The sequence below is a fragment of the Undibacterium sp. RTI2.2 genome (assembly GCF_035018705.1).
Classification (GTDB): domain Bacteria; phylum Pseudomonadota; class Gammaproteobacteria; order Burkholderiales; family Burkholderiaceae_D; genus Undibacterium.
In genome coordinates, this window is record NZ_JASJXN010000006.1 from 129,949 (window position 1) to 154,201 (window position 24,253).

The following is a 24,253-nucleotide window of genomic DNA, read 5'->3' on the forward strand; positions in this document are numbered from 1 at the left end:
GTAACCGACACCAATGAATCTTAAAAGCCTCGCTAAAAATCTGGGTATTTCCGAAACTACGGTGAGCCGCGCTCTGAACGGCTACCCAGAGGTTAGCGAGAAGACCCGACAGCGTGTGATGGCGGCAGCTAATGCGGCGGGATATCGTCCTAATCCGATGGCTCGCAGTCTTGCGGTCGGTCGTACTAATGTGGTGGGGATGATTCATCCTTTGTTACCGAACGATTTAGGCGATCCGATGTTTATGTCTATCGTCGATGGGATGTCCTCTGCATTGGAGTCCAGACAGATGGATTTGATCATCGCGCCGGTCTCGCCAGCCAATGAGTTGCGGGCTTATCAGCGCATGGTACAGGAGCGACGGGTAGACGGTTTGATTGTTTCCCGTACCCGTTTATACGACGAGCGGATTGCTTATTTAACCGGACACGGCTTACCCTTCGTGGCACATGGACGCACACAAGTCAATGAGCCACATGCTTGGTTTGACTATGACAATGAGTCTGGTATGCAGACTGCTGTTCAGTATTTGCTCTCACATGGACATCAACGTGTCGGTCTGATCAGTGCACCCTTAGAAATGAACTTTGCACGTCAACGTTACAACAGCTTTATCGAGTCGATGCAAAAAGCGGGTTTGCAACCTAATCCCGCGCATCTGGTCGGCGATAGCAATGACAGGCGGAGAGGGTATCAGGCGATGCAACAAATACTTGCCAGCCCGTTACCACCAACCGCTGTCATCGTCGATAACCAGATGTCGGGAGTTGGCGCGGTACGGGCGTTGTTGGATGCGGGTATACAGATTGGTGCCGATATATCGATTATCGTCTGGAGCAAAATGGAAGATTCCCTGGCGGGCTATAACGTCACCACAATAGATCAGCCAAATCCGGATCAGGCGGGGAGTCGTATGGTGGAGATGTTGATGTCTTTGTTAGACGGAACACCTCCTGAAGAATTGCAAGTGCTGTGGCAGCCGATACTGTTACCCGGCGATACGGTAAGGGATTGCCGCCATAGTTAAGTCGCTGTTGATCGAAAGGCAGATTTTTATCAAGGTATCAGAAGATTCTTTGAATAGCACAGCGTTCCCTGTTTTATGAATGATTTAAAAAATGACTGCAACAACTAAGTCCTATATGTCGAAAGTAGTGAATTCCGCAACGAATACCGAATGGTGGCGCGAGGCGATCATTTATCAGGTGTATCCACGTAGTTTTTTGGATACGAATGGTGATGGCGTCGGTGACTTACCCGGTATTACTTCTAAGCTGGACTACATTGCGAGTCTCGGTGTCGATATCGTTTGGATTTCGCCTTTCTTTACTTCACCAATGAAAGACTTTGGCTACGATGTTGCAGACTATTGCGATGTCGATCCCTTGTTTGGAACTCTGGCTGATTTCGACCGATTAGTACAACGTGCGCACGCGCTCGGTCTGAAGATTATGATTGATCAGGTGCTGTCACACACCGCAGAAAATCACCCGTGGTTCACTGAAAGTCGCAAGAACCGTACTAATCCAAAAGAGGATTGGTATGTCTGGGCAGATCCACAGGCTGATGGTACTCCGCCGAATAACTGGCTCTCGATTTTCGGTGGCTCTGCATGGCAGTGGGATACGCGTCGTCTGCAATACTATCTGCATAATTTTTTGACCAGTCAGCCGGATATGAATTTCCACCAGCCTGCGGTGCAACAAGCCCATCTGGACAATATGCGCTTTTGGCTGGAGCGCGGTGTTGATGGTTTTCGCATGGACGCTTGCATTTTTCATTTTCATGATCAGCAATTGCGCAGCAATCCACCTGCTGCGAAGCAAAATACGATTAGTGTCGCGGCCTCCAATCCGTATGGCATGCAGGCGCATATTTACGACAATACGCAGCCAGAAAATCTTGCCTTCTTTCAAAAAGTCCGTACTTTATTAAATGAGTATGGTGCCATCTCGATTGGTGAGATTGGTTCTGATGACGCGTTGGGTGTAATGGCGGCCTATACCGCCGACAACGACAAATTACAGATGGCATACAGCTTTAATTTACTGACTACAGAAAAATCTGCACGTTATATCCGCTCTCAGGTAGAAGAATTTGAAGCACGCGTGGTTGGCGGTGGTGCGTCGTGGTCGGTCGGTAATCATGATGTTGCACGTGTCATGACGCGCTGGGGTGGCGCGCAAGCAACGCCCGCTTTTGCCAAAGTTGTCCTCGCCATGCAACTAGCCTTAAAAGGTACGCCATGTCTTTACCAAGGTGATGAGCTGGCATTGACAGAGGCCGATGTTCCCTTTGAGTCATTACGCGATCCGGTAGGGATTACCTTCTGGCCAGAAGCCAAAGGTCGTGACGGCTGCCGCACGCCTATGCCTTGGAACAAAGCCGAGGCACACGCGGGTTTTACGACGGGCACTCCGTGGTTACCCGTGCCAGCAGAACATCTGGCTGTTGCTGCGTCTGTACAGGAATCTGACCCCGCTTCGGCTTTGAACTTTACCCGTAACATTATTCGCTGGCGAAAACAGCTCCCGCAACTGACCCGCGGCGAGATTACATTTTTTGATGCGCCTGAACCTGTATTGGCCTTGAGCCGGACATTGCCTGATTCCCCTCAGATATTGGCTGTGTTTAATTTGGGAGGGGATGCGGTTGAATTTACTTTGCCAGTCGCCGCCAATTTTGATGCATTGACAGGGCATGGATTGCCGGGCGATGTCGCTGGAAGCTTAGTTAGTTTACCTGCCTACGGCGCTTGGTTTGGTATTGCCAGAACTTAGCAGAGGATAAAAACTCTCTCTCGCCATCGGACGAGGGAGTTGGCAGATCATTTCTTTCATCCTTATTTTAATTTATATACTGGGATGCAGTATTTTAAATTGTCCATATAAAGTATGGACATTAATGCATAAAAGTGCTAATACTCCCCTTATTTTAATTAATTTAGCCATAATCATGCACCTCAAAAATGAAAAAAAATCAAATGATGTTGGACGCTTTGCGCAGACTTGTGTAGCTGCTTGCTTATGCACCTGTCTGATTTTTTTTAGTAGCTTTGGTGTGATTCAAGACGCCACTGCCAGCGTAAATCTAGCCGCACCATCTCAAAGAATAAATCCCACATTAGACGACTGCAATAGCCAGCAGTTTCAGACGGTTTTACGTCCTGCTAGCATTGACGCCAGTGCTGCCACAAACGAGGCGCGTGCGGTCTGGTTGAATCGTCAGTTGATAGCTTGGCCGGGAGTTAACTCTACTTCTGGTCATTTCAAACTGGTCTATTCTGCTACAGCGCAATTGGCGGCGAGCATTGGCGCAAAAGTGACGGGCGCGGATGGTGCGCTCAGTTTGTCAGTCGCTGATGCCGCTTTGCCGGAGCCTCTTGCTACCCGCTTTAAATACCTTGCTGAGGGAGTGGTGTTGGGAGTCAAAGCAGATGATCTTGGCAAAATCGCGGCTTTGCAGAGACAGCAAGTATTTCTGGTACAAGAGAATGTCGATGGTATCGTGCTGGCCGCAAGCTCGCTGCAATTGGCAGGGGTCTTAGATGATCTGTATGCACCGGCAAGCGAGCTGACTTCGCTTGGTGTGAGCTTGACTAAAAGTACCAGTCGCATGAGGACTCAAGCGAAGACCCAAGCAAAGACTCAAACGAGATTTTCTTTGTGGGCGCCGACTGCACAGCGGGTATGGGTTTGTACTTACGATAGTGGCGCGGGTGCGGCACATCGCTTAGACGCCATGCAAGCAGATGTAAAAACGGGTGCGTGGAATGCAAGGATACCGACCAATCTCTCCGGACAGTATTACCGCTATCTTGTGGATGTGATCGTTCCTCATGTTGGCTTGGTGCGGAATCGTGTGACCGATCCTTATTCCATTAGTTTGACTACCGATTCCAAGCGCAGCTATATCGCTGATCTCGCGTCGCCGCAATTACAGCCAGACGGTTGGACAATCCAGGCGATCAGTAAAAAAGTGTCGGCGCAGACTGATATGGTGGTGTATGAATTACATGTGCGTGACTTCTCCATCAACGATGCCTCAGTCAGCAAACAATATCGTGGTAAGTACATGGCGTTTACTGAGGCTAATTCCAATGGTATGCGTCACTTAAAAGCGTTGGCGCAAGCGGGGCTGACCGATATTCATTTGCTGCCAGTTTTTGATTTTGGTAGTGTCCCTGAAAAGAATTGTGTCACCCCGAAGATTAAATTTAATGCGACTGATCCTGCCAGTGAGATACCTCAAGCCGAAGTCACGGCGCATGCAGCCGAGGATTGTTTTAACTGGGGTTATGACCCGACGCATTACGGTGCACCGGAGGGCAGTTATGCGACAGACGCAGCTGATGGCGCTGTGCGTATTCTTGAATTGCGCAAGATGGTTCTGGCCTTGCACCAAGCGGGTTTACGCGTCGGTATGGACGTGGTCTATAACCATACTTATGCATCCGGGCAAAAAGAAAAGTCTGTGTTGGACAGAATTGTTCCGGGTTATTACCACCGCTTAAACGAGCGTGGTGCAGTGGAGCAATCAACCTGTTGTGATAATGCTGCGACTGAAAACAGGATGATGGGCAAGCTCATGGTTGATACCGTAGTGCAGTGGGCAAATGCGTATAAGATCGACTCATTCCGGTTTGATTTGATGGCACATCAACCGCGTGCAGTCATGGAACAACTCAAAGCAAAACTACTCGCCAGCGTGGGGCATGACGTACAACTGATAGGCGAGGGTTGGAATTTTGGTGAGGTTGCGAACGGTGCCCGCTTTATACAGGCGTCGCAACTGTCATTAAATGGTTCGGGTATCGCCACATTTAGTGATCGCGCCCGTGATGCAATTCGCGGCGGCGGATCGTCCGAATCGGGTGATAATCTAATTCGTAAACAAGGTTATATCAATGGTTTATTTGTTGATCCTAATGCGCTCAATTCTGCACCCAATTCTGAACCTGAACATCGTGTCACTGCGACAGATTTAATGGAGGCGGCGGACATGGTGCGGGTCGGACTAGCGGGGTCAATTCGTGACTATACGATGCTGACGCGACGTGATACGACTTTGCATCTGGAGCAGATTCCTTATGGCGATCAGCCAGCCGGATATGTCAGTCAGCCTAGTGAAGTCGTGAATTATATTGAGAACCATGATAACCAGACTCTGTTTGATATCAACGTCTATAAATTACCGCTCACTACCAGTAAAGACGACAGAGTGCGGGTACAGATGTTGGGCGCGGCAATCAACGCATTTAGTCAAGGCATCGCTTACTTCCATGCCGGGATTGATACGCTGCGATCTAAATCGATGGATAAAAATAGCTTTGAATCGGGCGACTGGTTTAACCGCCTGGACTGGACTTATACCGATAATTATTTTGGTACTGGTCTGCCACCTAAACCCGATAATGCGGTCGATTATTCATTGATCCGTCCTCTACTCTCAAATATTGCGATCAAACCTGATCCAAAGAATATTGCGATGGCGCGCGATATGTTCCGTGATTTGCTACGGATACGTGCCAGCTCTTCTTTATTCCGGTTGCGGACAGCGGCAGACATCCGGCAGCGCCTGCATTTTTATAATACCGGATCAGGACAAAATCCTGTGGTGATTGCGGCGCATATCGATGGTGTTGGTTATCCTGATTCAGGATTTAAATCGCTGATGTATTTCATTAACGTCAGCAAGGAATCACAACCACTGGTGATCGCGGAGCAGGCCGGCAAGACATATCAATTACATCCGGTGCAGAGCAACAAGTCAGCAGCCGATCCGCGCCCGGCGGCGTCTGCCAAATATGTTGCGGCATCAGGAGAATTTACCATCCCGGCGCGGACTGCGGTGGTGTTTGTGGAGGTACTTTGATTTCCTACAGTGCATCACTCAATATGCTGCTCAATCGCCATGGCAGCGCCGCTCAATGCTGCTAGCGTATCAATAATTAATACGGTAGGAATACCTTCGAGATAGCTGCGCAAACGACCTTTTGCTTCAAAGCGCTCACGAAAATCCGAGGTAAAGAAATAATCACCCAGGCGCGGTACGATGCCGCCGCCGATATACACGCCGCCGCGTGCGCCGAGTATCAAGGCCACGTTACCGGCGAAACCGCCCAACATGGCGCAGAACACGGCTAAGGTTTTGCTGCAAACAATATCGCCGCCAGACAGTCCATGTTCTACGATCGCTTCAGAAGTAGTATGTGCTGATTCAATCTGCATCACTTTGCCAACCGCACTATGCAATACAGGTAAGCCTATGCCCGACAATAAGCGTTCTGCTGAGACATGCGGATACTGTTGGCGGACATGGTGCAATACCGCGCTTTCAAATTCATCGACCGCTGCTAATGTGACGTGGCCGCCTTCGCCAGGGATGGCAACCCAACCGCTTTTCGTCTCCACGACACTGGCCACACCCAAACCCGTACCCGGCCCGATCACCGCCAATGTGCCATGTTGGGTAGGTAGCGCTCCGTTAGTTTTTAATTGAGAAGGTTTCAGTCGCGGCAAGGACAGCGCCAGAGCTTCAAAGTCATTCAGCACCAGAAAGCTATCTAGTTGCAATGCTGCTTTAACAGCTGCTTGAGAAAAACTCCAGTGACTATTGGTGAACGCAACTCTGTCGCTCGCTACCGCAGTAGCGACGGCAAATGCAGCACAGCGTGGTGGCTGATAATCCTCATCCAGCTTATTGGCGATCAAACTCAAATACGCTTTGGTTGCTGCGATAGGATCGACATAATCTTTAACGGGCAGGGTGTGCACATGCTCAACCCCGGCATTTTTGTCAGCTATCCAGCCAAAACGCGCATTGCTGCCACCGATGTCCGCGACCAGCCAAGGGAAATGATTATCAGAGAGTTTATTGTTTGAAGTTGAAGTCATCACACTAGAGAAAAAGAGGTCACAAAAAGCTGAATGTTGGCGTAATGTAGCAAAACTACAAAAAAATCGCAAGAAGTTGAAAGAAAAGTTTTAAACTAAGCAGCTCGTTATGCATTTGTTATGCTTTAATGAAATTTTAGCTAGTTTGTCAAAATAGGTATTACTGCAAAAAAACGATTGTAGAGTGAAGCGATGGTCAGTTATGAAAACTGCTTGCATTTTATATTTGTAGCTTAGCTACAGATATCGTTCGATTTTGTTGCTTTTCAGTATTTTTATCGTCAAATATCGCTACTACACGCCAACAACTATCGTTTGCAAGCGCACCGGACTACAATAATAAGATTAGATTCAGAATCACTAGTGCTTGCCTCAATTTAGGTTAGGCGGGCTCACAATAAATAATAAAGAGATCTCATGCAGCCATTCGTGCAAGCTTTCGATAGTCCACGCTTAATCGCCGATATTGGCGGAACCTATGCCCGTTTTGCGCTGGAGATGGCAAAGGGCGATTTTCAATACATCAACTCTTTGCGCTGCGCTGATTACCCTGATTTTCAGGCAACCGTATCAGCGTATCTTGCAACTGTTGTGGCAACGAATCCGGCTATTCATGTAGAACATGCTGCCGTAGCGATTGCCAATCCGGTGGATGGCGATCAAGTCAGTATGACCAATTATCACTGGCAATTTTCGATTGAAGAAATGCGCTTGAGATTGGGTTTAGACACACTGGTCATTGTGAATGACTTTACCGCTCTGGCAATGGCATTGCCCCGACTGGATGCAAGTGATGTGCGTCAGATTGGCGATGGCGAGCCAGTGCAGAAAAGTGTGATCGGTTTGCTAGGGCCAGGCAGTGGCTTGGGCGTATCTGGTTTGATTCCGTCCGGAGATGGTTGGATTTCGCTCGGGTCTGAAGGCGGACACACCAGTTTTGCGCCGCGAGATGAGCGTGAAATTGCCGTGCTGCGCTATGTCTGGAAGCAGTACGAACATGTGTCTTTCGAGCGCCTGGTGTCAGGTCCTGGATTGGAACTAATTTATCGTGCGTTGGCCGATCTGGCAGGCGTTGCGCCGCTGGCGCTGGCGGCACCTGATATTACGCAACGTGCGTTGGATAAAACCGATGCGGTTTGCATGGATACGCTAGATGTATTTTGCGCTCTGCTTGGTACGGCGGCGGCCAACTTGGCCGTGACGTTAGGCGCATTTGGCGGCATCTATATCGGCGGGGGGATAGTGCCGCGACTGGGAAGTTATTTTGATGCGTCACGTTTTCGTTCCCGCTTCGAAGAAAAAGGGCGATTCAGTCGCTATGTCGGATCGATTCCCACTTATGTCATCACGGCTGAGCAGGCGACGTTTATCGGTGCCTCCGCCATTTTAGATGCGCAATTACGCACGTTGAAAGCAGACCCCGGTTCTGCCATTTTGGGTCAAATCCGTCGTGCGCGGGATGAGTTGTCGCCTGCAGAACTACGCGTTGCAGAGCATGTATTAGCGCATCCACGTTCAGTCCTGAATGATCCGATTGCAGAAATTGCCCGTGCTGCCGATGTCAGTCAGCCGACGGTGATCCGGTTTTGTCGCTCGCTGGGGTGCGAGGGTTTATCTGATTTTAAGTTACGCCTTGCCTCCGGTTTGACCGGTACCGTGCCAGTCACGCATGTGCAGGTGACCAATGATGATTCCGCCTTGGAGTTGGGTGCCAAAGTACTGGGTAATACCGCGTCCGCCATTTTGCAAGTGCGTAGCCAGTTGAATCGCGACATGATAGACCGCGCGATTGAAATGATCGTCCATGCAAATCGGGTCGAGTTTTATGCGATTGGTCATTACGGTGTGGTGGCGCAAGATGCGCAGTTTAAATTTCTGCGCTTAGGGATTCCCTGTGTTGCCCAGACCGATTCGCGCTTGCAATTGCTGGCGGCCAGCGTGCTCAAGGCGGGCGATGTCGTCGTTATCAGCAGCAGCAGCGGACGTTTGCCGGAGTTATTAGAGGTCGCAGAAAAAGCGCATGAGCGCGGTGCGACCGTGATTGCCATTGCAGCCAGCCAATCGCCGCTGGTGCGCAAAGCAGATGTCGCTTTGATTGTTGATCATGTTGAAGACGTCTCTACGCATTTGCCGATGGTCAGCCGGATTTTGCATTTGCTGGTGATTGATATGCTGGCAGTCGGCGTTGCGATGCGCCGCAATCCGGACGGCGGCAGCTTGCTAGGTGGAGAAGCCAATGAACGACTGGACGAAACCAGTTCTGTCCTGGTGAAGAAAGCGATTTCGCCACGCGGGGGGCGTGGTGATGCCATCGGTAGTAAAGCAAGTGCTAGTGCATCACCATTAGCCAGACTAACGTCGCACAGCCGCTAATCCACCTTTCTCTGAAATGACCAATCGCTATCATTCACTGCGACGGTCATGGCTATATTCATCGCTACATTTGCCGCTGCAATAGCGACGGTGAATTCCATCTTTAATAAATAATACTCCCTGCAGGTATATCTTAGTTGTCCAGATAATCATTGGGCAACAAGGCATATTTCTAAAAAATTAGGGGGAGTATATTGATTAGCTAGTGCTGTTTTGGTCAAACTTAGTACCAAAACCATTGACGTATTTGATTAGTCTGCGGCTACGTTTGTTTGATAAATCTGGCTTAAACACGCTTATTCTTTGACTTCTTGTTAATATACTTGCTGTATTTCTTGAGCAGTGTCCGGCTTTCTCGCCGTGCTCATTTTGACTAATCTTGATCCAACTTCCATCGAGGTTTTACCATGCGTCGTCTTGCTTCCCGTCGTCTTGTTTTTCGTGGTCTTGTTTCCCGTTGTTTTGCTCCGATGTACTACCGTGCTGCGGCCGTATCGCTCTCTGCGTTTGTATTGATGCCCGTTTCTTTTGCAACCACCCCGGCACCGGCAGCGCCGCCCTCCGTATCCTTAACACCTTCGACTATGCAAACTACGACACCACCAGTTGCTGCGCAACGTCCGTATCAGGTTGAGTCACCAAACGGCTCGCGTAATGACCCCTATTATTGGATACGCGACGATAAGCGGGAGTCGCCAGATGTGCTGGCGTATCTCGCCGCAGAAAATGCTTACTTCACCAGCCAGTCAGCGGCATATCAAGGCTTAACTGAAAAGTTGTACCAAGAGATCGTTGGCCGCATCAAACAAGATGACAGTACCGTGCCGTTTAAAAAAGGACATTATCAGTACTACACGCGCTTTGCCAAAGGTGGCGAATATCCGATTTTTGCGCGCAAACCAGCCTCTGGCGGTGCCGAGCAGATCATGATTGACGGCAATCTGGAGGCAGAGAAAAAGAGTTACTTCGATATCGGCCAGCGGGCCGTCAGCAGCAACGAGCAACTATTGGCGTATCTGGAAGATGACAGTGGTCGCCGTCAGTACACTTTAAAATTTATCGATCTGAAAACCGGTAAAAAGCTCCCGGATCAAATCACCGGCCTCGCTCCGCAAGTCGCCTGGGCGGCGGATAATAAGACCGTGTTTTATATCGAAAATGATCCGGTCACACTGTTGACCACAAGGGTTAAAAAACATGTGATCGGTACTGATGTCAGCAAAGATGTGGTGGTCTATACCGAAGAAGATCACAGCTATTACATGGGCATAGGCAGTACCGGCGATGATCGTTATATTGCGATAGAACTGCGCAGTACCGAGACCACTGAAACCCGGATTGTCGATGCAAAAAATCCAGATGCAGCACCTGTCGTCATGGCTGCACGTACCACTGGCGTTAAATATAATGCAGACCATATCAATGGTCGCTGGATTATTTCTACCGACTGGCAAGCACCTAATTATCGTCTGATGTCGGTGGTCGATGATCAAATCGGTGATCGCAGTAAATGGCAAGAACTGGTGCCACATAACAAGGCGGTATTTATCCAGAATTTTGCCCTGTTTAAAAACTATATTGCCATCAATGAACGTTCGGAAGGTTTATTGCGTATCCGCATCATGCCTTGGGGCGCATCAGGTAAATCAACTTTTATCAAGTCAGATGAGCCTGCGTATGCCGAGAGTTTTGGCATCAATGCAGAACAAAATACGGACGAGCTGCGCTACAGTTATAGCTCGCTGACGACACCTGCCAGTGTCTATGCAGTGAATATGAAAACCGGTGTACGCAAACTCTTGAAAGAGCAGCCAGTTCTTGGTGGATTCAAAAAATCAGACTACGTCACTGAGCGCGTTTGGGCAACTGCAAAAGACGGTACGTCTATTCCGGTCTCATTGGTCTACCGCAAAGGGTTTAAAAAAGACGGCACTGCGCCTTTGTACCAATATGCCTATGGCTCTTATGGCGCATCTACTGATCCCGTATTTCGCCCGGGTGTAATTTCTTTGTTGGATCGTGGATTTGTCTACGCGATTGCGCATATCCGTGGTGGTCAGGAGATGGGGCGCGACTGGTATGAGAACGGTAAGCTACTCAAAAAGAAAAACACGTTTACGGATTTTATTGACGTAACCGATTATTTAGTCGCTCAGCACTACGCCGCAAAAGATAAAGTGTTTGCGATGGGAGGCAGTGCCGGTGGCTTGCTAATGGGAGCGGTGGCGAATCTGGCGGGTGAGAAATATGCCGGAATGATTGCGCATGTGCCGTTTGTCGATGTGGTCACGACGATGCTGGACGAAAGTATTCCACTCACCACCAACGAGTTTGATGAGTGGGGCAATCCTAAGCAAAAGACCTCATACGATTACATGCTGTCTTACTCACCTTACGACAACATAGCGCATAAAAATTATCCGCCTTTATTGGTCACTACGGGTCTGTACGACTCGCAAGTGCAATATTACGAGCCGACTAAATGGGTAGCGAAATTACGTGCAGCAAAAACCGATCAAAACCCGCTGCTATTCAAAGTCAATATGGAAGCAGGGCACGGCGGAAAATCAGGCCGCTTTGTGCGCCAGCATGAGACTGCAGAAGAGTACGGATTTGTCTTACATCAGTTAGGCATCTCTCAATGATCGAGTAACTGATCTGCCAGATGGAGTAGGTCTGTGGCATGAAAGGTATTTTCCGCAACCGGCGAAATATCATTGGATTGCTTAGCACCGTACTCCATCGGTCTTTCTATAAACGCGGTCTGCAATCCAGAGGCACGCGCCGCCGCCAGATCACTCTGGTGTGCGGCGACGAGCATCACTTGCGCGGGTGCCACGTCAAACAATTCTGCCACGCCCAGATAGGTTGCCGGATCTGGTTTGTATTTCTTAAAAATTTCTGCCGACAAAATACAATCCCAAGGCAAGCCGCCATGCTTCGCCATATTGGTCAGCAAGTTCACATTGCCATTGGATAAAGTACAAATCGTATAGCGCGATTTCAACTGACTCAGAGCTGTAACGCTCTCTGGCCACGGGTCTAATTTGTGCCAGATTTTGTTCAGGTCTTGCCGTTGTGATTCATCTAAATGACCAAGCCCAAACTGCGGCAAGATATCGTCCAGAATCAAACGGTGCAGAGCATCAATTTTCATCCACGGCAAGCTACCTGACATCACCTTTTGCATCGCCGGAACATAGCCAGACCGCCAGGCTAAGGCAAAGCGATCACCATCAACTTGCGGTGCGATCCGCTGCATTTCTTTGACGATGCTGCCATGCCAATCGACCACCGTGCCGAATATGTCGAATGCGAGTACCCTAATGTTCTTGTGCATTGATTGCATGTATGTGTCTCCTATTGATAGGTAATTTGTTTTACAGGCAATTTATCACAATGGAGATGAACTTATCGTCAACCTATCTTAACTCCCACATAAGCCGGATTGTTGAATGAAAAATCAACAGGAAAATAGTACGATGACCGCCACTCATTTAAACGCCAACGAGAATATTGTTGAGGCGTCTAAAAAAATGACGCAGCCGGTTCGTCGTCTGAGCCCAAAAAAATTATTACTCAGTAAATGGACTGCGGTATCGCCACGTAATAAAGAAAAGCATTTCATGGTGACCAAATTAGTTTTGTCTGATGATTTGGATCATTCCGGTTTGTCCAATGCGCCGGTAGAATTGATTGAGCTAGAGGCGGTTTACTCCAAGAATGTCATCAGACTGGCCTGGCGAGAACTCACCGACAGTAGTTTATGGCATCAAGGGTGGAAATAATTTTTTAGAGGCCAGAGCATAAAAAGTGATCAAAAAATCAGCAGTCTTTCAGTTTTATTGCGGCTTCGTTGCGGCTGAATTGCAGCTGAATTACTGCTCAATTGCCGCGTGATTTCAGCATCACTTAATAGCGTTTCGGTATTAATGCGCGATACAGCGAAATAACATCATGTTTATAAGTAGTAATGCGTAGTTGACAGATTTATGCATGCAAATTTTTCACCAACTCTTTAATTTCTTTTCACTTTGGATTAAATTTCTCTATGCCAAAATCTTTTTGCTAAAAATTGTTCACTTAAACTAGCTTTGTCTATGATCACGGTAGTTGTATCGCTTTGAATTAGTTTAAATTTAGTCCAAACCTGATGCATTTTTTTCAGATCGCTGATCGTGGATAACATGGTTTACATTGCTCGCAAGTGGTTTTTTTTGCAGTAAATAGTTTTTTTAGTTTGGCTTTTCTGCTGTAAATTAGAAGTACTAAAATAAGTACTAGATGGACCAAAGTAAGTGCTGATCACAGCACTAAAACAATATAAACGGAGGACGACATGTCATACAAATTCAAGAAAATCATCACAATTGCTGTTGCGGCAGCCCTTACAAGTTTGTCATTATCAGCAATCGCTGCTGACCCAATCAAAATCGGTGTATCCGGTCCCTTCACCGGTGGTTCTGCACCGATGGGCGTGTCTATGCGTGATGGCGTCAAACTCGCCGTGGCTGAGATCAATGCCAGCGGCGGTGTGTTGGGTCGTCAATTTCAGATCGTAGAACGTGATGATGAAGCTAAAAATGAGCGCGGTGTGCAAGTCGCGCAAGAATTGATTAATAAAGAAAAAGTTGTTTCCACAGTCGGCTTTGCGAATACTGGCGTCGCCCTTGCTGCACAACGCTTCTACCAAGAAGCCAAAATACCGGTCATGAATAATGTGGCAACGGGTAGTGTGGTGACCAAGCAGTTTGCTGATCAGCCAGAAAACTATATCTTCCGTAATGCGGCTTACGATACGATCCAGTCTGCCATGATCGTTGACGAGGCGGTCACTAAGCGCAAGCTGACCAAACTGGCAATTCTGGCTGATTCTACTAACTACGGTCAGTTAGGTCGTGAGGACTTGGAAAAAACTCTGGACAAAAAGGGCCTGAAGCCAGTTGCAGTTGAAAAGTTCAACATCAAAGATGTGGACATGACAGCACAGTTGTTAAAAGCCAAGCAAGCCGGCGCACAAGCGATTTTGACTTACGGTATTGGTCCAGAGCTGGCACAAATTGCTAATGGTATGGAAAAGCTGAACTGGAAAGTACCAATGATCGGTAGCTGGACACTGTCTATGGGTAATTTCATCGACAATGCGGGTAAAAATGGTGAAGGCGTCATGATGCCGCAAACCTTTATTCAGCAGCCAAATACACCAAAACGTAAAGCATTTATCGATGCCTATGTCAAAGCCTACAACCCGCCAGGTGGTCGTATTCCATCTCCTGTATCCGCAGCACAGGGCTACGATTCCATTTACTTGTTAGCTGCCGCGATCAAGCAAGCTGGTACGACGGATGGTTCCAAAGTACGTGAGGCTTTAGAAAATCTGCAAGTTAAAGTCGATGGTCTGGTCACGACTTACGACAAGCCATTTACCAAAACTGATCACGAAGCCATCAAGGCGGGTATGCCAGTCATGGGCGCTGTCAAAGAAGGTCACATCGTACAAGTTCAATAAGCATTCAGGTCTCGCTTCTGTCTATAAAATCTAACATCCCACGATTCGTACACCTTACAGATCGTGGGATGTTTCTTATTCTTCACTAGCGTTTTGCGCTCAGGATTATCATGGATATTGTCCTTCAATTAGTGTTCAGCGGTATTGCGCTGGGCATGATTTACGCCGTCATTGCGTTCGGCTATCAACTTACTTTTGCCACGTCCGGCACACTCAATTTTGGTCAGGGTGAAGCGCTGATGCTCGGCGCTTTGGTTGGCCTCAGTCTGGTCGGCAATATTCACGGCGGGCCGTATCTCAACTACTGGTTGATGATCCCCATCGTGATTGCGTTTGGCGCTTTGCAAGGTATGGTCGTGGAGTGGATTGGTGTCCGCCCCGCGATTAAAATTAAATCAGAATTCGGCTGGATCATGTCCACCATTGCACTCGCGATTATTTTTAAAAACGTCGCCGAAAATATCTGGGGCAAAGATGATCTGACTTTCCCTACGCCTTTGTCCGCAACACCGTTCCAGGTATTTGGCGCAAACATTCAACCAATGCAAATCGTGGTTGTGCTTGGTGCTTTGGCGATGATGCTGGCGGTCGAATTATTCAATCGCAAATCGATTTATGGTAAAGCAGTTGTCGCCACATCCAATGATCGTGACGCTGCTGGTCTGATGGGTATCAATACCAGCATGGTGATTACATTTTCTTATGCGTTGTCGTCAGCCACTGCAGCGTTTGCAGGCGTGCTGGTCGCGCCATTAACTTTGACGGGTGCCACTATGGGTACGGCGCTGGGTTTAAAAGCCTTCTCCGTGGCGATTATCGGTGGCCTGACTTCCGGCATGGGTGCGATTGTCGGCGGCCTGATTTTGGGCGTGGCTGAAACGCTGACGGGCTTCTATATCTCTACAGGTTACAAAGAAGTCCCAGGTCTGGTTTTGTTGCTCTTGGTATTAGCGATCAAGCCAGCCGGTTTGTTTGGCAAAACTGCGATTAAGAAGGTTTGATCATGAGTTTGATTACAGATAAGAAGACCTTATTGATTTCTATCGTTGGACTGGTGGCGCTAGCGGTCTTCCCGATTGTTGCGCATAACCCTTATTACATACATCTGGCAGAAACGATTTTGATCTATGCGATCTTATTGTTTGGTCTGGATATTGTGGTCGGATATACCGGTCAGGTGTCGCTCGGTCATGCCGGTTTATTTGGTATTGGTTCGTACACCACGGGTGTGCTGTATTTTAAGTTCGGCTTGCCATTCTTACTCGCCATGCCTGCCAGTATTGCCGTGACGGCCTTGTTTGGTGCCTTGTTGGCACTGCCAGCATTACGTGTGACCGGACCATATTTGGCGATGGTGACCTTGGCCTTCGGCACGATTATCCAGATTCTGATTAATGAGATGACCTTCCTGACAGAGGGGCCGATGGGTTTGAAAGTTGCTAAGCCGATGTTCTTCGGTACCAAGATCAGCGAAGTCGGTTTCTTTTATCTGGTCGCGGTGATGATGGTCTTGTCCCTCATCGTCGTACACCGGATATTAAAGTCGCATTTAGGTCGCGCATTTCAGGCCTTGCGTGACAGTCCGATTGCATCAGATTGCATGGGCGTATCGGTGTATCGCTATAAAGTCTATGCCTTCGTGATCAGTGCGGCATTGGCGGGTCTGGCAGGGAGTTTGTATTCTTATTCAGAAGAATATATCTCGCCAAATACCTACAACTTTGAACTCACGATCATGTTTTTGCTGGCCATTATTATGGGCGGCCGCAAAACCCGCAGTGGTGCTTTGTTAGGCGCACTGATTGTCGTGATGTTGCCAAGCTTGTTGGCGGATATTGATCTGTTCCGCAAGATCGCTACTGCCGCTGCGGTGATTGGCGTTGTTGCGAGTGCTTTCTTGTTGATGAAAAAGCGTACCACCATCCGTAATATTATCGTGCCGTTGGTTGCGACGATAGGCATGGCGATATTCTCCTACCGCTTAGAAAATATTACCGACTGGCGTCTGACGATTTTTGGTTTGATGACTTTGTTTGTGGTGTATTACCTACAGGATGGCATCATCGGATTTTTACGCGGACTGGTCGGTACCCGCTCGGCATCTGCCGATCAAAACATGGTTGTTGCAGATGAAAGCAAAGCATGGAGTCTGGTCGATCATAGCGCGGCGATCAGCGGTCATTTGCTAAAAGCTAAGCAAGTGTTGATGCAGTTCGGTGGCTTAAAAGCTTTGAACCAGGTTGATCTGAATATCGCTAAAGGCACGGTACACGGTCTGATCGGACCCAATGGCTCCGGCAAAAGTACGATGATGAATGTCTTGACGGGCATTTATAAACCGACCGATGGCAATGTGGAATTTAACGGCAAAGTCATCTCAGGTACGACACCTTCCGAGATTGCTTTAGGCGGTGTTGCAAGAACTTTTCAGAATGTGCAATTGTTTGTTGAGATGACCGCGACCGAAAATATTCTGGTAGGTTTGCATCACACATTCAAAAGTAATGTGCTGGATGTGATGCTGAATACGCCTCGATATCGCCGGGAAGAACAAGACGCCAGAATCCGTGCTGCAGCGATTTTACAATTTATGGGCTTGGCTGATCTAAGTGTGGAAGAAGCGCGTAATCTGCCATACGGCAAACAACGTATGCTGGAAATTGGTCGTGCGCTGGGACTCAACCCGCAATTGTTATTGCTTGATGAACCAGCCGCTGGCTTGACTGCACCCGATATCAAAGAGCTGATCGCTATCATCCGAAAAATTCGCCAGCATGGAATCACGATTATCCTGATCGAGCATCACATGGATGTCGTAATGTCGATTTGCGATACCGTCACCGTACTGGATTTTGGTCAGAAGATTGCAGAAGGTAAGCCAGCCGAAGTACAGGCCGATCCAAAAGTGATCGAGGCTTATCTTGGCGGATCTATCGGTGATGAAGCATCGCCAGAAACCGCCATCGAGAATTCTTCGGAATCGACTTCATCTACTGTTAGCCATAGTTAGCAGACAAGGAACTGATATGTTATCTATCTCTGATTTACACGCCGGCTATGGCAAGGTGCAAGTGCTGCACGGTATTTCTCTGGAAGTACCTAAAGGCAAAGTCGTTACATTGATTGGCTCCAATGGCGCTGGTAAAACAACGACCATGCGCGCCATCTCCGGCATGCTTAAACCTAAAACGGGCAGTGTCAAACTGGCCGGTAAAGATGTGACTGGTCTGGAGTCGCACAAAATTGCACGAGCAGGTCTGGCACATTCGCCAGAAGGACGGCGGGTTTTCTCCACCATGAGCGTGACAGACAATTTATTGTTAGGCGCATTCCCGCGCTTCACCCGCTCACGTCCTCGCGGCGACGTCGCAGCTGATCTGGAAAAAGCGCTGGAGTTATTCCCCCGCCTCAAAGAACGTCAGCACCAACTCGCTGGGACTTTGTCCGGAGGAGAACAACAAATGCTCGCCATGGCGCGTGCGGTCATGTTGAATCCGGAAGTGATTTTGCTAGATGAACCATCAATGGGCTTAGCGCCGATTCTGGTGGATGAAGTTTTCAGAATTATTCTGCGGCTAAAAGAGCAGGGCGTCACTATGCTGCTAGTAGAGCAATTTGCTGCTGCCGCATTAAACGTGGCAGATTATGGCTACGTTTTAGAGAACGGCAGAATCTCGGTACACGGCCCTGCTGAGAGCTTGAAGAACGATCCGGCAGTCAAAGCAGCTTACCTCGGCGGCGGCGATCACGGCCATGCCTGATACGATCAATGGGCGGCGAAATCTATTTGTCGTCGCCTCGTTGATGATCTTTTATGTATAGCGATTGTATATATACTCCTGATTAGTATATTTTATTGTCCATATAACCATTGGACAATAAGGCATATTTCTATAGTTTATGAGGGAGTATATTGATTTTGACTAATGCAGACGCTTTCGGGCGTCTGTAATTTTTTATGCCTACCACTTTGACATTAGCCTGATTATTTGCCGAGTCCTAACAGGTGCGATCGCATCGCGCAATCGCACCTATGGCATCTGGTATCGGCCAAAATATCATTCAGGGAAACGGGTCAAACGTTTTGCATCCTTCGGTATTTGATATTGTGCGACATTCATTTGCATCGCTAGCAAGGCATAGTAAGAGTTAATTCCGGTCAGATCGACCACACCCTTTTTACCGAATCGTTTATCTGCACGCTGGAAAGTGCGGTCGGAGACGCGCTTGTTTTTGTGTAGTTCAGTCGAGAAGTCGTAGACGATTTCCTCGTCCTCGCTCATGCCCACCGGACGGATACCGTCGGCGATTGCATCGGCGATAGCTGGTTTGATGCCAGCTTTTAACGCGATTGGATAATGGACATACCATTCAAAATCTTGCGTCCATTCGCGTGCGGTGATCAGGATTGCCAGCTCACTTAAGGTATTGCCGATTGCAGAGTGATAGCGCAAATAGTCGCCCATAGCCCGTGCTTGCGTCATGACTTGCGGGCTGTGCATTAATGGCTCAAATGGACCAAAAACAGGTACTTTGCGGGTGGCTAAAAAATCTTCGGCCGCTTGTTTTTGTTCCGGTGTGTATTGATCTGGCGGGATCGTTGGCAGACGGTCGGTCGCGTATGCTGCGCTGGCAATTAAGCCTGCTGCTATGCCGGATGTGATACCGGATGTGATACCGGATGCAATTTTATTTTTCATGTTGTCTCCTCAGACGGTGGGTGGATTAGTAGCTTACTTTTTGGGTGAAATTTCCGTTTGAAATGCATGACTTATTTTACGTTTCTTGTTCGAATAGGCTCTCAATCAAACTGACGCTTTAACCATGTGACGATGCCATCGATACTACGGAAATCAGCGACCGAGCGGCATGCAATCTGTGGATGCCGTGTTTGTAGCATGCGTGATAAAGCAGAGCCGGGTCCTAATTCTAGCGCGACGGTTACGCCAGCTTCAGCACAGGCATCCATGCAATCACTCCATTGGATAGGTTCTGCTAACTGACGTGATAAATGCGTGATGGCGATTGTTTTGTCTGTGATGGGAATAGCTTCTATACCGGATAAGACGGGACAGCTAGCTAGCTTAAAATTGGTGTCTTCTAGCGCAGTGAAAAAAGGAGAAACCGCATGTACCATCTTGGATGTGTGGGATGCGATATCAACAGGTAATGACTGTATTTTTCCGCCCGCTGCTTTTACTGCCTGGCAGATCGACGGTAATGCCGATTGTTGTCCTCCTACAATGCAGCTATCTTCGCCAGTAACGATGGCTAGATCAAAATCGAATGGATGAATCAACTGCTGAATTCGCTCAACTGATAAACCGCTGATCGCTGCCAGAGTCTGTTGCGGCGATTCTGCCAGACAGGTATCCATTAAGCTCGCTCGGGTTCTCGCTAAGTCCACCGCTTGTTTAGCGCCGAGCATGCCCGCTACGCTGTACGCTGCTAGCTCGCCTATGCTGTAACCGGCAACCAGACTCGGTGTAGGTATGCGCTGTTTGATCGCTTCCCAAATACTGATAGCGCTGGCAACAATCATCGGCTGCGCGATACGGTTAGCGAATAAGAGCTGCGGCGTCGATTCGATGGCATCAAAGGGAAGATCAAAGCTGTCGATCAAGGCTCGGGCCTTGTCGTTTGTGCGCGCCAGATCAAACATCGCCGATGTCTGATTACCTTGCCCCGAGCACAGAATGAGCAGCCGATCCGTCATTTTTTCGACTTATCCAAAACTGCCTCAGCGGCGTTGCAGCGACAATTTTGTGTAAGTCCTAATTTGTTCTCACTATCGTTAGCGCGCATTCTATTAGCAGTGATTGCATCTGAACTTATTGCATGCACCAGGCAGCTCGCAGCAAGTAAATCCGCAGCGCCTCCGGGTGATAATTTTTTAGCGATGAATATACGATGACAAGCTAGGGCATGTTCATACCAATCTGGATGAGCGGTTCCACCTTGAGCTATAAAATGTTGCGCCTGATGTTTGACGATGGCCGCACCTTCTGCGCCGCCACGGTGGTAGACGTTGGTGTCGCTGATATACGCCATTAAGGCAAACAGGGCATCAATTTTTGCATGGTACATGCTCCGCCCGGCAGCGAGAGTCGCTTGTAATGCGGGTACACCAATTTCAAATACCGACGGCAAACCAAGAGCCGCCTCTTCACGCGCACCGCTTGCACCGTGTAGTACACCCACCTTAACTCCGTTAGAGGGAGAACCTAACTTGCTCGGCAGAACTTGCATATGCGTCCGTAATTCATCACCCCAGCAGGTTAATAAAGTATGCCGGATATTGGCTGGTGATAGTGACTGTCGTTGAACTTTAGCATGCCCGATAGCGGCGCAAAGTAAGCCTAGGCTAAAGATTGCGCCACGATGGGTGTTGATTCCGGCGGTGGCGAGCATCATCTTTTTTTCGGCAGATATGCCCAGCTTTTTTAGTGAATTAAAAGACGTCCCAGTCATGCCTGCTAAGCTAATTTCTTTATAGTAACCACGTAAAGAAAATAGGCTGCGCATAAAGGTGCTGGCGGTCATATCTTCATGACTGCCGTTATCTACTAACGACACTAAGCCCGGTTTGGGGTATAGCGATAATTCTGTGTATAAACAGCGCACAGCTAGGCGCGCAAGTAATTCCGCAAAGTCTCGGTGAGCAACATCAACACTGATTTTCTCAGCGTCGTCGCGATACGCTTGCGACATCAATGCCGGCATCTTCGGCACTATCTCTATACTGATTTGACGCATGACTTTTTTTCCAGACTGCTTAGTAATGAGGCCGTGGATACTAAACGTACCGTATGCATTTCTTTTACCAATACATGCGCTTGCCGGTCCAATGCGCTAAGCCATTCTTTCCATGATACGGCGCGGTCGCCCGGAAAAATAATTTCTCCGTCGAGCGGCAGGATTTTGGCAGATTCTGACAATAGCAATAATCCAGTCTGCAATTGCTCGATATTGTCAGGATAAAACAAGACATCAATATCTGATGTCGTAGTGAGATAAATCTGCTTGGTCAGTGTTTGTAAAGCGAGTGATCCGAAGACATGAAGGCGTAAATTATTTGCTTGCAAGGCTAGCTTGGCTAAGCCTTGCTGCCATTCGCCAGGCGCAGCGCCGATGACGGATGATAACGGCAGTGCTGGTGTCGTTTTTTTGATATCTGTGACGGCGCAACGCAAAGCGATTCGTCTTTTCTCACCAGTTAACGGATGCGGTGGCATGGCTAATCCAAGGCAGACTTGATCTGTGTTGACATCTACATCTGCATCACGACGTGTGACGATCAGCGGCCAGTCTTGGTTTTGCCAAAGCTTGATGGCTTCTAGCTGATCGTCGGTCGCAGTCATACTCGGTTGAACAATAAGCTGACTACTACGTTGACCACTAAGCTGGTCAATAAGCTGCTGCCAGCCCCGATCAGATAGCCAGACCAGATCATGCCGTGACATCATGACGCCAGACTATTTTTGCCGGCGAGTATCGCATCAATCACAGGCTGCGCCAGCTTACGGCCGCCGCGTGCCAACCCTAAACCACTACGCCGATCGCCGCCTCGATTACCATCCACTTGTTCTTGTAACGCCAGTTCTAATTGAGTAGATAAATCATCTTGCCAGATCGCCTCAATGCCACCCATACGTAAATAATTTTCTGGACCTGGTGCAAAAACCGGATTGCTACTGGCGAGTGCAATCAATCGTTCTTCCGGCACTTTAGTGATCCTCGCCATAGCGGGCAAGCCCATGACCCGGATTGTGGAATCCGGCAAAGCATAACAAGCGTCCGCCATCAAACCGCTGGTGATAAATCCACCTGATAAGGCTTGGTCATATACGAGACCAAGTATGGGATGGCCTTGACGCCGAGCTAGATCGACGCATTTTCCTAAATGTGCCATGTAGCTATTAATTCCCAACATCTCATCGCGATGACGTAAGCGTTGTCCTTGTGTATCGACCATAATCAAGATCGGACGCTGCGGATGTTCGCGTACCGTATTGAGAATAAAGTGGGCCTGTGCCAGCGCGATTTCAACACCAATTGGTTCGTGCTCGCAAGTGCCGACGACGGCAATAGTACCGATGCTGGTCTGGGCGCTACCGGATAAGAAATGATCTAGTTCTGTAATCGAATGGCCGAGCGGAAATAGCTTAGATGCGATCGTTTGCCAATGTAATGTTGGCGTAGTTAAATTCGTTACGGGATTGACAGGCTGCACCATTACCGCACTCCCAAACGTAGATGATCAACCGTTGTAATGAACTGATCCACCTCTAATAGCGGTAGCAATTCTGGTTCTGGGACGCCGAGTTTTTTCCAGATATCTACCGGGTCAGTCAGCGTACCAAATTGACTGATACGTTGTGTCAGTAAGTGTTGCTCTTGCTCTAACGCCGTCAATGACAACGCGACCTCTTGCTGGTTGCAAGTATCGATTGCCGCAATCGCAGCATCGCGGAATGCTGGGACAGAATCAGCAACGATCATCTGACAATCACCTAATAAAAATCGATGCTTACCACCTGTCGTGCGCCATACCAGCGCTCTGTCACGCGAATCAAATTCTTCTACCCCATTGGCTGTTTCAATCACTTCCGGACCGGACATCGCAAGACGTGCTTCTTCTGACATGACGATGATATTTGCACAGCGGGCAACGATGCCCATGCCGCCAAAACAACCATTCGAGCCGCCGATTAATACGACCACCGGGACGCCAGCAGCACGCGTATCCAACACCGCCCGCATGACTTCTGATACAGCGATTAGACCCGCATTGGCCTCATGCAAACGTACGCCACCTGATTCAAGCAATAACACGACTGCATGCGCATGTTCTGCAACGGCACGACGTAACATCCCGACGAGTTTTGCGCCATGGACTTCACCTACTGCACCACCCATAAAGCCACCTTCTTGTGCAGCGACAAAGACGATTTTTCCTGCCAGTTTTGCGCTACCAATCACCACTCCGTCATCGAAGGACACGGGAGCGTTGAGTTGTCCTAAATGGGGGCTGATGACACGTGCCGAAGGCCGTAAAAACTCTTCAAAACTATTCGCATCAAATAAGGCATGCACTCGTTCACGCGCATTGGATTCCAGATAACTCATGAGACTTCTCCGGCAGTTTTTCCCAGCATAGTCTCAACCGCTTGATCCAGGCGCAGACTCACGACCGCAGGCGTCGCGCCCATATCGTTAATTGTGATGCGGGTTTCGGTAAGCTGCCAGCGGTTGTGGAAATCTTGCATAACCGCTTGCCAGATTGCACCAAAACCGGTGGCGGCTGTTTTGATTTCGATTGTGCAGGCACCGTTTTGTGGAATGCTTTCAATCAGCACCTCCAGATTGCCGGAGCTGACAACGCCTACCAGTTCAGCTGGATTATTTAAATGACGGTTGCCATGTTCGAATCGATAATTTAAGGTTTCCATTGCGGCTTTCTTTTCAACTATTC

Annotated in this window: 19 protein-coding genes; 10 read left to right on the forward strand and 9 right to left on the reverse strand. The window is 48.6% G+C overall.

Annotated features, from left to right (window positions below):
- Window positions 1-13: 13 nt before the first annotated feature.
- From QN395_RS05310 to pulA, 3 genes are all read left to right on the forward strand, one after another.
- Entirely contained in the window at window positions 14-1,027 is a 1,014-nt protein-coding gene (locus tag QN395_RS05310) for a substrate-binding domain-containing protein (RefSeq protein ID WP_323492440.1), read from the forward strand.
- Between the two features lie 91 nt (window positions 1,028-1,118).
- Entirely contained in the window at window positions 1,119-2,780 is a 1,662-nt protein-coding gene (locus QN395_RS05315; RefSeq protein ID WP_323492441.1) for an alpha-glucosidase, read from the forward strand.
- Window positions 2,781-2,955: 175 nt separating this feature from the next.
- Window positions 2,956-5,874: a pullulanase-type alpha-1,6-glucosidase gene (gene pulA / locus QN395_RS05320; protein ID WP_323492442.1), complete on the forward strand. Its 2,919-nt coding sequence runs from the start codon at window positions 2,956-2,958 to the stop codon at window positions 5,872-5,874.
- Between the two features lie 14 nt (window positions 5,875-5,888).
- On the opposite strand, the gene glk is transcribed toward pulA, so the two are convergent.
- Window positions 5,889-6,896, reverse strand: a complete 1,008-nt coding sequence (gene glk / locus QN395_RS05325; RefSeq protein ID WP_323492443.1) for a glucokinase — start codon at window positions 6,894-6,896, stop codon at window positions 5,889-5,891.
- 417 nt (window positions 6,897-7,313) lie between these two features.
- Between glk and QN395_RS05330 the strand changes: the two genes are divergently transcribed.
- Together QN395_RS05330 and QN395_RS05335 are read left to right on the forward strand one after the other, a co-directional pair.
- Window positions 7,314-9,269: a glucokinase gene (locus QN395_RS05330; RefSeq protein WP_323492444.1), complete on the forward strand. Its 1,956-nt coding sequence runs from the start codon at window positions 7,314-7,316 to the stop codon at window positions 9,267-9,269.
- A 407-nt stretch (window positions 9,270-9,676) separates the two neighbouring features.
- Window positions 9,677-11,914, forward strand: coding sequence for a S9 family peptidase (locus tag QN395_RS05335; RefSeq protein ID WP_323492445.1), 2,238 nt, complete (start codon window positions 9,677-9,679; stop codon window positions 11,912-11,914).
- Here the strand turns inward: QN395_RS05335 and QN395_RS05340 are convergent.
- Window positions 11,908-12,618 (reverse strand): haloacid dehalogenase type II, encoded by a 711-nt coding sequence (locus QN395_RS05340; RefSeq protein WP_323492446.1) that lies wholly within the window; start codon window positions 12,616-12,618, stop codon window positions 11,908-11,910. The genes QN395_RS05335 and QN395_RS05340 overlap by 7 nt on opposite strands.
- Before the next feature lie 106 nt (window positions 12,619-12,724).
- Between QN395_RS05340 and QN395_RS05345 the strand changes: the two genes are divergently transcribed.
- The 5 genes from QN395_RS05345 (at window position 12,725) to QN395_RS05365 (ending at window position 18,539) form a co-directional block, all read left to right on the forward strand.
- Entirely contained in the window at window positions 12,725-13,057 is a 333-nt protein-coding gene (locus QN395_RS05345) for a TIGR02450 family Trp-rich protein (RefSeq protein ID WP_323492447.1), read from the forward strand.
- A gap of 551 nt (window positions 13,058-13,608) precedes the next feature.
- A complete protein-coding gene (locus tag QN395_RS05350) occupies window positions 13,609-14,778 on the forward strand; it encodes an ABC transporter substrate-binding protein (RefSeq protein ID WP_322119983.1) in 1,170 nt (389 codons plus the stop codon).
- Window positions 14,779-14,888: 110 nt separating this feature from the next.
- A complete protein-coding gene (locus tag QN395_RS05355) occupies window positions 14,889-15,779 on the forward strand; it encodes a branched-chain amino acid ABC transporter permease (RefSeq protein ID WP_322119982.1) in 891 nt (296 codons plus the stop codon).
- Window positions 15,780-15,781: 2 nt separating this feature from the next.
- Window positions 15,782-17,788: a branched-chain amino acid ABC transporter ATP-binding protein/permease gene (locus tag QN395_RS05360; protein WP_323492448.1), complete on the forward strand. Its 2,007-nt coding sequence runs from the start codon at window positions 15,782-15,784 to the stop codon at window positions 17,786-17,788.
- A gap of 16 nt (window positions 17,789-17,804) precedes the next feature.
- Window positions 17,805-18,539, forward strand: coding sequence for an ABC transporter ATP-binding protein (locus QN395_RS05365; protein WP_323492449.1), 735 nt, complete (start codon window positions 17,805-17,807; stop codon window positions 18,537-18,539).
- A gap of 297 nt (window positions 18,540-18,836) precedes the next feature.
- On the opposite strand, the gene QN395_RS05370 is transcribed toward QN395_RS05365, so the two are convergent.
- The 7 genes from QN395_RS05370 to mdcC form a co-directional block, all read right to left on the reverse strand.
- Entirely contained in the window at window positions 18,837-19,478 is a 642-nt protein-coding gene (locus QN395_RS05370) for a carboxymuconolactone decarboxylase family protein (protein ID WP_323492450.1), read from the reverse strand.
- 101 nt (window positions 19,479-19,579) lie between these two features.
- Window positions 19,580-20,494, reverse strand: a complete 915-nt coding sequence (locus QN395_RS05375) for an ACP S-malonyltransferase (RefSeq protein ID WP_323492451.1) — start codon at window positions 20,492-20,494, stop codon at window positions 19,580-19,582.
- Window positions 20,491-21,534, reverse strand: a complete 1,044-nt coding sequence (gene mdcB, locus QN395_RS05380; protein ID WP_323492452.1) for a triphosphoribosyl-dephospho-CoA synthase MdcB — start codon at window positions 21,532-21,534, stop codon at window positions 20,491-20,493. Before mdcB ends, QN395_RS05375 begins: the two co-directional genes overlap by 4 nt.
- Window positions 21,516-22,244 (reverse strand): malonate decarboxylase holo-[acyl-carrier-protein] synthase, encoded by a 729-nt coding sequence (gene mdcG / locus QN395_RS05385; protein ID WP_323492453.1) that lies wholly within the window; start codon window positions 22,242-22,244, stop codon window positions 21,516-21,518. The genes mdcB and mdcG overlap by 19 nt, the downstream gene beginning before the upstream one ends.
- On the reverse strand, window positions 22,241-23,014 hold the full coding sequence (locus QN395_RS05390) for a biotin-independent malonate decarboxylase subunit gamma (protein ID WP_323492454.1): 774 nt from the start codon (window positions 23,012-23,014) through the stop codon (window positions 22,241-22,243). The genes mdcG and QN395_RS05390 overlap by 4 nt, the downstream gene beginning before the upstream one ends.
- Window positions 23,014-23,907 (reverse strand): biotin-independent malonate decarboxylase subunit beta, encoded by an 894-nt coding sequence (locus QN395_RS05395; RefSeq protein WP_323492455.1) that lies wholly within the window; start codon window positions 23,905-23,907, stop codon window positions 23,014-23,016. Before QN395_RS05395 ends, QN395_RS05390 begins: the two co-directional genes overlap by 1 nt.
- Window positions 23,904-24,230 carry a malonate decarboxylase acyl carrier protein gene (mdcC, locus tag QN395_RS05400; protein WP_323492456.1) on the reverse strand — a complete coding sequence of 109 codons (327 nt, stop codon included), beginning with the start codon at window positions 24,228-24,230 and terminating at the stop codon, window positions 23,904-23,906. Before mdcC ends, QN395_RS05395 begins: the two co-directional genes overlap by 4 nt.
- Window positions 24,231-24,253 lie beyond the last annotated feature (23 nt).